An 11,650-nucleotide genomic window follows, 5' to 3' on the forward strand; every position below is an offset into this window, starting at 1 on the left:
TATGCCTGTAACTGTTGCCTTGATCTCCAGCTTCTCTGTAAGCCAGAGGCGTAATTGACTTATTCGCACCTTCCCTAGATTAACTTGCTTTCAAACAGATGATAATCTGTGTTTTTGGAGATTAACTGTTGAGCTAAATAGAACAAAAGGTGGGCTGATGGAGACGATTGCTGCTATTCCGGTGTTTGTTGCCGTGGTTGAGTATGGAGGGTTTTCGCCGGCGGCGCGATTTTTGGGTATCTCGAAATCGGCGGTGAGCAAACGGATAACACAATTAGAGCAGCAATTAGGCGTTAAATTACTGCACCGGACGACGCGAAAACTGAGCCTAACGGAGGTCGGGGAACGCTATTTTGAACATGCGCTTAAAGCCACCGAAGCGGCCCGTGATGCAGAAGACGCGGTGGCTCAACTTCAGGGTGAACCGCAGGGTCGTTTACGTATTAACTCACCAATGTCATTTGGTCGATTACATATGGCACCGATGATTCCAGAGTTTTTAAAACGCTACCCTAAAATCAGTATCGACTTGGTGATGGATGATAAACGTTTAGAGATGGTCAGTGGCGGCTTTGATATCGCTATTCGTGGAGGGGATTTATCCGATTCTAGTCTGATTGCGCGACGGTTAGGGCGTATTCATAGTGTCTTATGCGCCGCGCCTGATTACCTTGAAAGACATGGGCATCCGCGACAGTTGGATGACTTATTGGAGCATAACTGCCTGTCCTTCAGCTATTCAAATGATGTCCGTGCATGGCACTTTGTTAAAGATAAGCAGCATCACTCGGTATTGGTGTCAGGCAATTATCAAGTCAATAACAGTGAAGCCTTGCAGGAAGCCGTACTTCGAGGGCTGGGTATCGCGCGCTTACCGACCTTTGTCGCTGGGCCGGATATTCGTGCCGGTAGGCTGAAGGTGCTCTTCCCGGACTATCAGATGCCTGTGCAGGATTATAACGCGGTGTTTATTGAACGGCAGTATATGCCCGCGAAGGTGCGCGCGTTTCTGGATTTTGCGATCGACTATTTTGGCAATGGTACGCCCTATTGGGAGGAAGGGATCGATGTTTAATTGTGGAGTTTTAGTCAACTTTAATTTTATTAAAATGATGATTATCAATCATTAATGAACAATCTAAGCTATTTATCTCATAGGGTGGCGATGTTGATTTGACGCATTGCCGCCTGTTATTTGATAAACGGTGAGGAATGAATGATGGACCTTTTTACTGCAATTGAAGCGCGCCGCGCGATTAAACACTATACCGATGAGCCCGTCAGTGAAGCTGATTTTGAACGTATTATGCAGGCGGTACTACTGTCTCCCACATCCTATAATATTCAACATTGGCGATTTATTCGGATTACCGACTCGCTACTGCGTTCTAAACTTCAACGTGCCGCTTGGGGGCAAGCACAGATAAGCGAAGCGGCCGAGCTAGTGATTGTGTGTGCAGATACGCAAGCGTGGTCGAATAAGCCGCAACGTTATTGGGCGAACACCTCGGCGGAGGTGCAGGCGATGATGTTACCGATGTTGGAATCGTTTTATCAGGGAAAGGAACAGTTGCAGCGTGATGAGGCGATGCGTTCCTGTGGTATGGCGGCACAAACCTTTATGCTGGCCGCTAAAGCCTTGGGTTATGATACCTGCCCGATGATTGGTTTTGACACGGATCAGGTGGCTGACATGATTCATTTACCGGCGGGTCATGTGATCAGCATGTTCATTACGCTCGGCGTTGCAAGCCGACCTGCAAACCCTCGTGCAGGGCAGATACCGCTGCCAGCATTGTTATTTGAAAACCATTTTTAAACGGCTATTTTTAAACGGCAATAAGAGCGGCTATAAGTACTTTGATAAGTACTGTGATAAGTACTGCTATAAGCGCTGAGATAAGCGCTGAGATAGGCGCTGTTATTGCATCACTGAGGCTTTTTAAAAGGGATTATAAATCGCCGCATAGATAGCAAAACCGATCCAACTTAAGAGTAATAATCCCCAGCTTAAGCGGCTCTGAGGTTGCTGAGTGTTGCTGACGGTTGGGGTCATCTGTTGTGGGGTGTGGTTGTCAGCCCGTTGCAGTTTACGTTTTTGTTTATCGAGTTCGCGCGCCTTCTCTTTATGACGTTTTTTATACTCTTCAATGCCCTTCTGTATACCCTGAGTGATCAGCTTGGTTTGTTCTTTAGTCTGCCCCGGACGCTGAGTTGCTTTTGCTACCTGTAATGCTTCTGTTACCACCTGTGCCGATACTTTTTGTTTCTTAGCCATAGTCACTCCCCTAGATTGAGCGGTATTATCTCATGTTAGCGGGTGACAATGCTTGTTAATAGAGATAAGGATGCATATATGGCTGCTTCAAACCTTCTGGCACTAATTGATGATATTGCCTCCCTTCTAGACGATGTGGCTGGCATGACCAAGGTGGCAGCGCGTAAAACGGCAGGGGTGTTAGGCGATGATCTGGCGTTAAATGCCGAGCAGGTCTCGGGAGTGAAGGCTGATCGAGAGTTACCGGTGGTGTGGGCGGTGGCCAAAGGTTCGTTTTTAAATAAGGCGATTTTGGTGCCGGCGGCCTTGGCGATCAGTTATTTTATTCCTTGGCTGATTGTGCCGTTGTTGATGATAGGCGGCCTGTTTCTGTGTTTTGAAGGCTTTGAGAAGGTGTTTCATAGCTTGTTTCATGCCGCAGAAGAGGATCAGGCCCATAAAGCCAAATTAAAACAGGCGTTGGCGAGTAGTCCGAAAGAGTTGATCGCGTTTGAAAAGCAGAAAATTAAGGGCGCAATACGCACGGATTTTATTCTCTCTGCTGAGATTATTGTATTAACGTTAGGCACGGTCGCGAGTGCTTCACTGGTGACACAGTTAGGCGTGCTGGTGGGGATGTCTTTATTAGTGACGGTTGGTGTGTATGGTTTAGTCGCGGGTATTGTCAAGCTGGATGATGTTGGGTTGTATATGGCGAGTAAGCCGGATGCAGCGAATATAACCAAAACCATCGGGCGCGGTATTCTTAAAGCGGCGCCGCTGCTGATGAAAGGCTTATCGGTATTAGGCACGATTGCGATGTTTATGGTGGGGGGCGGCATTTTGGTTCACGGATTGCCGTTTTTACATCACTTTATTGAGTCTTTGATTGCTGGACTGGATTCGATTGCGATGATGTCATTCGGCATCTTGCTGGAAGCGTTAGCGGGTGTGATCGCGGGTGGTGTTGTCTTGTTGCTAATTAACGTGGGTAAAAAGGTATTAGGGAACGGGACTAGGGCTTGAGCGCCTGTTGCTGATCGCCGTTGATGAGTGGCTTTAATATCCGTTTGTTTTTATCGATTTATCTGGGCGTGCAACACTTGAGTGTTCAGCAACGATAAAAAAGGCCGATGTCTCAACAACATCGGCCTGATACGTTTCGAGTGGCTATCTTACTTAGCGGCTTGATACGCTTTTTGTGCTTCGATGATTGCAGCTTTAGCTGCGTCAACGCCTTCCCAGCCTTCAACTTTAACCCACTTGCCTTCTTCCAAACCTTTGTAGTTTTCGAAGAAGTGCTTGATACGGGCCAACAGAATGTCTGGCAGATCAGTAACGTCTTGTACGTCTTTGTATGCTTTGCTTAGTTTGTCGTGTGGTACGGCTACTAGCTTGGCATCTTCACCGGCTTCATCGGTCATGTTCAGCACGCCAACGGGACGGCAGCGGATGACTGAACCCGGTACAACCGGATAAGGTGTTACAACCAGTACGTCGAGTGCGTCGCCATCATCGGCTAGGGTGTTGTTGATGTAGCCGTAGTTCGCAGGGTAGAACATCGGTGCGGCCATGAAGCGGTCAACGAAGATCGCATCAGAATCTTTATCGATCTCGTATTTAACCGGATCGCTATCCGCTGGAATCTCGATGATTACATTGATGTCGTTTGGCAGATCATTGCCAGCAGGGACTTTTTCAAAACTCATGTGTCGCCTTCCTGTTTAAGTGTGAAATCTGGTTGGAATCTAAAGGCCGCATTATATACGGCCCTTGATTAAAAGTTGAATACGACTTAAAGATCATAAACTGACGTGGCAGTTAGTCCTTAGCGTGATATTTCAGCATAGTTTCAACTTCGGCTTTCGAGCCAAGGCCGACGGAAACACGTTGATGAATTTTTTGGGGTTCGACATCCATGATATGTCCATAGCAGGTGGTACTTAAACCGCCAGCTTGTTCGATCAGGTAGCTCATCGGGTTGCCTTCATACATCAGACGTAGCTTGCCCGGTTTGCTAGGATCGCGATTATCCCATGGATAGAGGAAGATGCCGCCGCGGGTCAGGATACGATGGACTTCGGCGACCATCGAGGCAACCCAGCGCATATTATAGCGTTTGCCTAACGGACCTTCTTCACCTTGAAGCAGATCTGAGACATAGGATTGCATTTCGGGTTCCCAGAAACGCTGATTGGACATGTTGATACCAAATTCCTGCGTTTGTTCTGGGATGGTGACATTTTCTTCGGTGAGAATAAAATCGCCGCCGTGGCTTAGGGTAAACATGTTGACGCCATCACCGGTGGTGAGTACTAATACGGCACATGGGCCGTATAAGACATAACCGGATGCGATCTGTTTGCGACCGGATTGCATAAAGGCCGCTTCTGAACCGCCATCGAGGCCTTCTGGTCGTTCTAGAATAGAAAAGATAGTCCCGACCGATACGTTAACATCGATATTAGATGAACCATCTAAGGGATCGAAAGTGACGAGGTATTTTCCATCAGGATTGCCCGCAACAGGGAAGTCTTCTTCTTCCGAAGCGATACCTGCAACCGTTGAGTTATCCAACAGGACTGCTTTAAGAATATCGTTGGAGATAATATCCAGTTTTTTCTGGGTTTCACCCTGAACATTTATGCCTTCGGAGGTGCCCAATACCCCTGCCAGAGCGCCTTCGCGCAGTTTTATGGCGATCTCTTTGCAAGACAGCATCAGGCTATCAATGAGTTCAATAAGATCGTCGGGGGTATCGTGGTGCTTGAGGTACTGGTTCAGCAGTCGCATGTGGCTAAAAAACCTGTGGTATTGAGGGATTATAAGTTGAGCTAATTTTACGCTGAATTACGCTTGAATTACACCGCTGCAAGGATAATTAACATAAAAAAACGACAATCGCGTTAAAGCGGATTTATTGGTTGCAGATTTCTGGATCGCCGTGTCGATAACGATGTGATTGAGTGACGATGAGTTACGGTGAAAAAGAGCATAACGAAAACCGCTTAGCTGTTATGATACGGTCATTATTGTTGAGTTAAAAAGCTGATCTGGAGAACCTATCCGTGCATGTTCATATACTGGGAATTTGTGGCACCTTTATGGGAAGTCTTGCGGTGTTGGCAAAGGAGCTAGGGCATCGGGTCAGTGGGTCGGATGCCAATGTTTATCCGCCGATGAGTACACAGCTTGAGCAACAAGGGATCAACCTCATTGAGGGGTATGATCCGGCTCAGTTGGAACCCGCGCCAGATATGATTATTGTCGGTAATGCGATGACTCGCGGCAATCCCTGTGTTGAAGCGATGTTGGCACGGGGCCTACCCTATACCTCTGGCCCACAATGGTTATCGGACAATTTGTTACGCGATAAATGGGTGCTGGCGGTGGCGGGTACTCATGGTAAAACCACCACGGCGACGATGCTGGCTTGGTTGTTGGAATTTGCCGATATGTCTCCCGGTTTTTTGATTGGCGGCATACCGAAAAACTTCGATCGTTCTGCTCGACTGGGCGGTAGCCCATTTTTTGTTATCGAGGCCGATGAATACGACACGGCTTTTTTTGATAAGCGTTCGAAGTTTGTGCATTACCATCCGCGTACCCTGATTTTGAATAATCTTGAATTTGATCATGGGGATATTTTTGATGATCTGGCGGCGATTCAACGACAGTTTCATCATCTGGTGAGAATTGTGCCGGCTAATGGACAGGTTATTTTGCCAGCGGGCGTGGCCGCGTTAGATCAGGTGATTGAACAGGGCTGTTGGACTCCCTTAATGAAAACCTCGGTGGGGCAGGATGCATCGCTCGATGTAACTGCCGAATGGCAGGCGCGTTTGCTGCAAGATGACGGCTCTGAGTTTGAGGTCTTGCACCGAGGTGAAGTGGTCGGCACGGTGCGTTGGCAGATGACAGGGCTGCATTCGGTGAATAATGGTTTGATGGCGTTAGTGGCCGCCCGTCATGTGGGCGTGCAAATAGCGCATGGTATCGAGGGATTGTGTCAGTTCCGGGGGGTTAAACGACGTATGGAGCTGATCGGTGAGGTCGCGGGTATTCGAGTCTATGATGATTTTGCGCATCACCCGACGGCTATCGAAACCACCTTGCAGGGCATTCGCGCTCAGGTAAATGATGCCCCAGTAATCGCGGTGATCGAGCCGCGTTCAAATACCATGCGCATGGGGATGCATCGGCAGACATTAGCGGCCTCGGCGAGGCTAGCCGATAAGGTGTATTGGTATCAACCGGCGGGATTGGAGTGGTCGTTACAGGATGTGATTGATAGCTGTAAAAATCCGGCAACCTTGGTGCGGGATACTAGCGATCTTATTCAGCAGTTAGTCACAGAAGTGCAGCCGGGTAGTCATATTGTGATTATGAGTAATGGCGGGTTTGATGGGATTCATCTGTGTCTTATCGAGGCTTTACAGCAGCAGTATCAGAATGATGGAGTCGAATGTGACGAATCAATATAACGAACGTATTACCCTCGCGATCACCGGCGCTTCGGGCGTGCAGTATGGTTTACGCTTGTTAGAATGTTTGCTTGCTGCTCGTTGTCAGGTGTTGGTGATGATCTCAAAAGCGGCACAGGTCGTGATCGCGACGGAAACAGAGGAAGCGCTACCGGGGTCGGCAAAAGAGCAGGAGATTTGGTTAACGCAGCGTTTTTCAGCGACGGCCGGTCAATTACGTGTATTTGGCCGAGAACAGTGGATGGCTCCCGTTGCGTCCGGTTCCGGTGCACCGAGCAAGATGGTGGTCTGTCCCTGTTCGACCGGTTGTCTGTCGGCCATCGCCACCGGTGCCAGTAATAATCTGATCGAGCGAGCGGCCGATGTGGCACTTAAAGAGCGGCGGCAGTTGATTTTGGTGCCTCGTGAAGCGCCGTATTCGGAAATCCATTTAGAACATATGTTGAAGCTCACGCGGATGGGGTGTGTGATCATCCCAGCGAGCCCCGGTTTTTACAATCGGCCGCAGACTATTGAGGATATGGTCGATTTTGTCGTGGCGCGTATTTTAAATCAGTTGCAGATTGAGCAGCAATTGATGCCACGTTGGGGTGAGGATAGCCTTTCCTGAGGATAGCGCTTAAAATGCAGCGCTTTTCAGATGCCGATTTTGTCGCATCAGCTTCATCAACCTGTTTACTTTGAGATATCGGATAACTGAGATGGCCAAAATTCTTGCCCTGGATACATCCACAGATGCTTGTTCTGTCGCGCTTTCTATTGATGGCGACATCCAGGAGGATTTTCGTATTATTCCCCGTCAGCACACCCGTCAACTATTACCGATGGTTGATGATATGTTGACAGCGGCGGGGCTTAAGGTAAATCAACTGGATGCAATTGCTTTTGGCCGAGGGCCAGGTTCTTTTGCGGGTATCCGTATCGCCACGGGGGCGGCGCAAGGGTTAGCATTTGCTGCGCAGTTGCCGGTGTTGCCGATATCGACGTTGGCATCTATCGCCTTGACGGCGGCACGAGAATATCAGGTCGATCGGGTGATCAGTACACTCGATGCGCGAATGAATGAGCTCTATAGCTGTACCTATGAGATACGTGATGGCATGCCGGTGGCGTTGATGAATGAAGCCGTTAGTGCCCCCGAGAATATTGTTTTACCCGATGACGGCCAATGGTTTGCTGCGGGTAAAGGCTGGGTTTATCTGGATAAAATGTCATCTGCGGTACAGCACGCGGTTGGCACGCCGGTCTTGGATATTTATCCTTCAGCGGCGGTGATGTGTGAATTGGCGAGCCGTGCGTTTGCCCGTGGCGAAGGCATTGCCGCAGAACTGGCTCAGCCGATTTATCTGCGAGATACGATTTCGTGGAAAAAAATCAGTGAACAGAAAAAGAAAGGTCAATAGGGCCGGTCGTGGGTTAACTCCATGTTTGCTCATCGGCTTGTTGGGCGAGTGATCGAGCTGATAGCGCGTTAATAATAGATTGTTAAATTAATAGAATAGTATTGCAGAGGATGTGTTAATCATGGATTGGTTTCAGGTGGTTTTTTTGGCCTTATTACAGGGCTTAACGGAGTTTCTACCTATTTCGAGTTCTGCTCATCTGATTCTACCTTCGCAGCTATTTGGCTGGACCGATCAGGGGTTAGCGTTTGATGTCGGCGTGCATATTGGTTCATTGATGGCGGTGATGATCTATTTTCGTGAGGATATCTGGCGCATGATTGTGGCATGGTGTGGCAGTGTAGTAGGGCGCGGTAAGACGACTGATTCTCGATTAGCGTGGTATGTGATTTGGGCAACGCTCCCGGCGATGCTGGCTGGCTTAATGTTTAATTCAGCGATCGATCATTATGGCCGGAGTATTTTGATTATTGCGGGCACCACCCTGATTTTTGGTGCATTGCTTTGGTGGGCCGATATGAGCCGGACAGAAGTCCGTCCGTTGGAAAAAATAACCCTAAAAGATGGTGTGATTATCGGCGTCGCTCAAGCCATCGCTTTGATTCCAGGGACATCCCGTTCCGGCATTACCATCACGGCGGGGCTGATGTTAGGGTTGAATCGACAATCGGCGGCACGGTTTTCTTTCTTATTATCGATTCCCATTATTATTGGTGCAGGTTTATTGAAAGGTATCGAACTGCTGCAGACTGGGACACTGGATCAGTGGACGATGGTGCTCGGCGGAACCGTGCTGGCGGCGATCAGTGCCTATACCTGTATCCACTTGTTTTTACAGTGGTTGGATAAAATAGGCATGTTGCCTTTTGTTATTTACCGAATGCTGTTGGGCTGCATGTTGCTCGGCGTCTATTTCATGGTCTGACTTAACTCGTCGACAACAGACTTTAACATAAAGGTATTATTTTGACGCAGCAGTCCAATGCGATTATCTCAGCCAATATCGGCGTTTGTTATGTCGATGAAGCCGGACATGAGGATGCTCAAGCTTTAGCGCAACGGTTAAATTTACCGCTGCTGGATCACTATGATCTTCGAGACGAGCAGTATTCACAGCTGCTTATCTGTGAAGCAGGCAGTCGACGTTTACAGCAAACGGGGCGTAAAGCACCGGGACCGGTGTTGGCAGATTTTGTGTCAGGTGCTGTGGCTCATCGGCGTAAATTTGGCGGTGGTAAAGGGCAGATGATTGCTAAAGCCGTTGGTATTAAGGGGAGTATTCGACCGCAGGTGACGGATGTGACCGCGGGCCTGGGTCGAGATAGCTTTGTGTTAGCGACATTGGGCTGCGAAGTGCAGATGGTTGAACGTTCGCCGATTATTCATGCCTTGTTAGAAAGCGGTTTACAACAAGCGTTATGTGATCCTGAAGTGGCCGATATCGCGGCGCGTATGCAGTTAGTGAATGCCGATAGTATTGATTGGTTAGCCGAGCAGCTAACCGCAAACCATCGACCGCAAGTCATCTATGTCGATCCGATGTTTCCCCATACTGAAAAGTCGGCGTTAGTGAAAAAAGAGATGCGGGCTTTTCGGGATATCGTCGGTGATGATCAGGATTCGGCGGCGTTACTCGAACGTGCCCTCAATTTGGCTGAATATAGAGTCGTTGTAAAGCGCCCCCGTAAAGCGCCCGCGATCGAGGGGCAGACACCTAGCTATCAGTTAAATGGTAAATCTAGTCGTTATGATATCTATACATTGAAAAGCCTGTCATAGCGGTGCGATTGGTGACCACCATCGATTTAATAATGAGGCGGCGGAACGTCATCTGCTGGCGCGCTGATTTGATCCGGTGAAAATTGTTTAACTTGCTGATGAAGGATTTTAATAATTTGACTTAGGCGTGCAATTTCAGCGCCCTGATTCGCCATCTCTGCACTCATTTTATCTAGGGCATCTTCTTGAAAAGCGACTCGTGATTCGAGATCTTCGAGTAATTGTTGTTGCTTCATAGCGTTCTTACATCCTCATGTTGCTGCAGACAGCGAGCCTTAATTCACCGTAATTATACCTTATTCTGGGGCTGTATCAGTGTTTGGGTGGCTAAGCTATTGAAAAAAAGCATAAAACTCTGTATATAGAATGGTCTGGGTTCTATTTATCTTGAATCCTGTTGATATTCAATAACTTTAATTAATTATAAGAGATCTCTATGGGTGTTAATCAACTTATACGTAGTGTAGTTGTCAGCGCACTTGCTACTGCAATTATTCTTTTTTTGTTAGGATCATTGCCAGGTGAAGGCGGGTTGTCGGTTTTTAATATTATTGTTGTGTTTGCCGTTGTACTGCTGAGCTGTGTTATTGCGGGCTTGGGTTCTGGCAGTGAAGAGGATGTAGATGAAAATGATGATCGTGAGTTAGGTACCGTCAAATGGTTTAATGTGTCAAAAGGCTTTGGCTTTATAACCCGTGAAAATGGCGATGATGTGTTTGTTCACTTTCGTAATATTCGCGGTCGTGGACATCGTTCATTGACTGAAGGTCAAAGTGTTCGCTTTACAGTGAAAGAAAGTGATAAAGGGTTGCAAGCTGAAGATGTTTCAGTCGCTCGCACTTAAAGCTATATCTTTGATTGAAAACGGGAGCCTCGGCTCCCGTTTTTTTTGCCAATGCGAAGAGTGGCGAGCCTGCCGTTATAGTAACTGCAGCTCGGCGCACTGTTGTAATAATGTCGCTTGATTGCAATAACCGGCGTTAATCATCTGTAGTCCTTGATCGGTTTGTAGGCCTAAAAAGGGGAAGCCTTGAATGCCATGCCGCTGACAAAAGCTCAGGTCTTCAAGGAGTGCTTGCTGGATTTTTTCACTGCCTATCTGTTGACTGAATTGTTGACGATCTAAGCCGATTGTTGCAGCGAGATCGATTAATACATCGAGATCGGAAGGGTTTTTAGCATCTTGATAATAGGCCTGTTGAATCGCTTCGGTCATTTTCATGCCGCTGCCTGTGGATATCTGTTCGGCCGTGATGACGGCTCGGCAGGCAGGGTAGGTGGATCGTCGAGGTTGGCATTGAGTCCAGAAATCATAATTAAACTGAGTGCCTGTGCGTTGCTCAATGCTGTGCCATGTTTGAGCGAGCGCTTCTTGCATGGCTAGCGGCATCGGTTGATCGTTATCGGGTGCTAAACCACCCATATAGCAAGTCACCTCGATCTCAGGGCGAAGCCGACTAATCAGCTCTTTTAATTGAGGATGAAAGGCATAACACCAGCTACACATCGGATCCATCACGTAAATCAGAGTCATACAACGCTCCGTTTCGAAGGTTTTATTGATTGAAGATTTAGTTATATCAGATTAAGCGGAGTAATTAATTGAAAATATTCTTTATTTTCATTGCATAAGTACCAATGTGGCAGTAGTATACGCCCCACGTTGATGCGGGGTGGAGCAGCCTGGTAGCTCGTCGGGCTCATAACCCGAAGGTCGTCAGTTCAAA

14 protein-coding genes are annotated in these 11,650 nt (G+C 47.9%); 9 read left to right on the top strand and 5 right to left on the bottom strand.

The window, feature by feature from the left end; all coding sequences use genetic code 11:
• Positions 1-157 precede the first annotated feature (157 nt).
• Together Q4488_RS18380 and Q4488_RS18385 are read left to right on the top strand one after the other, a co-directional pair.
• Positions 158-1,075: a LysR family transcriptional regulator gene (locus Q4488_RS18380; RefSeq protein ID WP_303581987.1), complete on the top strand. Its 918-nt coding sequence runs from the start codon at positions 158-160 to the stop codon at positions 1,073-1,075.
• Positions 1,076-1,216: 141 nt separating this feature from the next.
• A complete protein-coding gene (locus Q4488_RS18385; RefSeq protein ID WP_303581989.1) occupies positions 1,217-1,819 on the top strand; it encodes a nitroreductase family protein in 603 nt (200 codons plus the stop codon).
• A gap of 123 nt (positions 1,820-1,942) precedes the next feature.
• On the opposite strand, the gene Q4488_RS18390 is transcribed toward Q4488_RS18385, so the two are convergent.
• Positions 1,943-2,278, bottom strand: coding sequence for a DUF2956 family protein (locus tag Q4488_RS18390; protein ID WP_303581991.1), 336 nt, complete (start codon positions 2,276-2,278; stop codon positions 1,943-1,945).
• Positions 2,279-2,356: 78 nt separating this feature from the next.
• Between Q4488_RS18390 and Q4488_RS18395 the strand changes: the two genes are divergently transcribed.
• Positions 2,357-3,283: a DUF808 domain-containing protein gene (locus Q4488_RS18395; protein ID WP_303581993.1), complete on the top strand. Its 927-nt coding sequence runs from the start codon at positions 2,357-2,359 to the stop codon at positions 3,281-3,283.
• Positions 3,284-3,432: 149 nt separating this feature from the next.
• On the opposite strand, the gene ppa is transcribed toward Q4488_RS18395, so the two are convergent.
• Together ppa and Q4488_RS18405 are read right to left on the bottom strand one after the other, a co-directional pair.
• Positions 3,433-3,966 (bottom strand): inorganic diphosphatase, encoded by a 534-nt coding sequence (gene ppa / locus Q4488_RS18400; RefSeq protein WP_303581995.1) that lies wholly within the window; start codon positions 3,964-3,966, stop codon positions 3,433-3,435.
• 112 nt (positions 3,967-4,078) lie between these two features.
• Positions 4,079-5,050, bottom strand: a complete 972-nt coding sequence (locus Q4488_RS18405) for a class 1 fructose-bisphosphatase (RefSeq protein WP_303581997.1) — start codon at positions 5,048-5,050, stop codon at positions 4,079-4,081.
• Positions 5,051-5,325: 275 nt separating this feature from the next.
• Here Q4488_RS18405 and mpl point away from each other — a divergent pair, with 275 nt between their 5' ends.
• The 5 genes from mpl (at position 5,326) to Q4488_RS18430 (ending at position 9,923) form a co-directional block, all read left to right on the top strand.
• Positions 5,326-6,741, top strand: a complete 1,416-nt coding sequence (gene mpl / locus Q4488_RS18410; RefSeq protein ID WP_303581999.1) for a UDP-N-acetylmuramate:L-alanyl-gamma-D-glutamyl-meso-diaminopimelate ligase — start codon at positions 5,326-5,328, stop codon at positions 6,739-6,741.
• Positions 6,713-7,351: a flavin prenyltransferase UbiX gene (locus Q4488_RS18415; protein ID WP_303582011.1), complete on the top strand. Its 639-nt coding sequence runs from the start codon at positions 6,713-6,715 to the stop codon at positions 7,349-7,351. Before mpl ends, Q4488_RS18415 begins: the two co-directional genes overlap by 29 nt.
• Before the next feature lie 91 nt (positions 7,352-7,442).
• On the top strand, positions 7,443-8,144 hold the full coding sequence (gene tsaB / locus Q4488_RS18420) for a tRNA (adenosine(37)-N6)-threonylcarbamoyltransferase complex dimerization subunit type 1 TsaB (protein WP_303582001.1): 702 nt from the start codon (positions 7,443-7,445) through the stop codon (positions 8,142-8,144).
• 121 nt (positions 8,145-8,265) lie between these two features.
• Positions 8,266-9,069, top strand: coding sequence for an undecaprenyl-diphosphate phosphatase (locus Q4488_RS18425; protein WP_303582003.1), 804 nt, complete (start codon positions 8,266-8,268; stop codon positions 9,067-9,069).
• Positions 9,070-9,134: 65 nt separating this feature from the next.
• Positions 9,135-9,923, top strand: coding sequence for a class I SAM-dependent methyltransferase (locus Q4488_RS18430; RefSeq protein WP_303582013.1), 789 nt, complete (start codon positions 9,135-9,137; stop codon positions 9,921-9,923).
• A gap of 26 nt (positions 9,924-9,949) precedes the next feature.
• On the opposite strand, the gene Q4488_RS18435 is transcribed toward Q4488_RS18430, so the two are convergent.
• A complete protein-coding gene (locus Q4488_RS18435; RefSeq protein WP_303582005.1) occupies positions 9,950-10,159 on the bottom strand; it encodes a SlyX family protein in 210 nt (69 codons plus the stop codon).
• Between the two features lie 200 nt (positions 10,160-10,359).
• Here Q4488_RS18435 and Q4488_RS18440 point away from each other — a divergent pair, with 200 nt between their 5' ends.
• Positions 10,360-10,767, top strand: coding sequence for a cold-shock protein (locus Q4488_RS18440; protein ID WP_303582007.1), 408 nt, complete (start codon positions 10,360-10,362; stop codon positions 10,765-10,767).
• Between the two features lie 75 nt (positions 10,768-10,842).
• On the opposite strand, the gene Q4488_RS18445 is transcribed toward Q4488_RS18440, so the two are convergent.
• Positions 10,843-11,457 (bottom strand): DsbA family protein, encoded by a 615-nt coding sequence (locus tag Q4488_RS18445; protein ID WP_303582009.1) that lies wholly within the window; start codon positions 11,455-11,457, stop codon positions 10,843-10,845.
• Positions 11,458-11,650: the final 193 nt, after the last annotated feature.

This window comes from Amphritea sp. 1_MG-2023 (assembly GCF_030547545.1).
GTDB lineage: Bacteria > Pseudomonadota > Gammaproteobacteria > Pseudomonadales > Balneatricaceae > Amphritea.

Bases quoted from the DNA above. Each gene is read 5' to 3' on its own strand.
- Q4488_RS18380 (WP_303581987.1), top strand. From the start codon at position 158: ATGGAGACGATTGCTGCTATTCCGGTGTTTGTTGCCGTGGTTGAGTAT.
- Q4488_RS18385 (WP_303581989.1), top strand. From the start codon at position 1,217: ATGATGGACCTTTTTACTGCAATTGAAGCGCGCCGCGCGATTAAACAC.
- Q4488_RS18390 (WP_303581991.1), bottom strand. From the start codon at position 2,278: ATGGCTAAGAAACAAAAAGTATCGGCACAGGTGGTAACAGAAGCATTA.
- Q4488_RS18395 (WP_303581993.1), top strand. From the start codon at position 2,357: ATGGCTGCTTCAAACCTTCTGGCACTAATTGATGATATTGCCTCCCTT.
- ppa (WP_303581995.1), bottom strand. From the start codon at position 3,966: ATGAGTTTTGAAAAAGTCCCTGCTGGCAATGATCTGCCAAACGACATC.
- Q4488_RS18405 (WP_303581997.1), bottom strand. From the start codon at position 5,050: ATGCGACTGCTGAACCAGTACCTCAAGCACCACGATACCCCCGACGAT.
- Q4488_RS18415 (WP_303582011.1), top strand. From the start codon at position 6,713: ATGGAGTCGAATGTGACGAATCAATATAACGAACGTATTACCCTCGCG.
- tsaB (WP_303582001.1), top strand. From the start codon at position 7,443: ATGGCCAAAATTCTTGCCCTGGATACATCCACAGATGCTTGTTCTGTC.
- Q4488_RS18425 (WP_303582003.1), top strand. From the start codon at position 8,266: ATGGATTGGTTTCAGGTGGTTTTTTTGGCCTTATTACAGGGCTTAACG.
- Q4488_RS18435 (WP_303582005.1), bottom strand. From the start codon at position 10,159: ATGAAGCAACAACAATTACTCGAAGATCTCGAATCACGAGTCGCTTTT.
- Q4488_RS18440 (WP_303582007.1), top strand. From the start codon at position 10,360: ATGGGTGTTAATCAACTTATACGTAGTGTAGTTGTCAGCGCACTTGCT.
- Q4488_RS18445 (WP_303582009.1), bottom strand. From the start codon at position 11,457: ATGACTCTGATTTACGTGATGGATCCGATGTGTAGCTGGTGTTATGCC.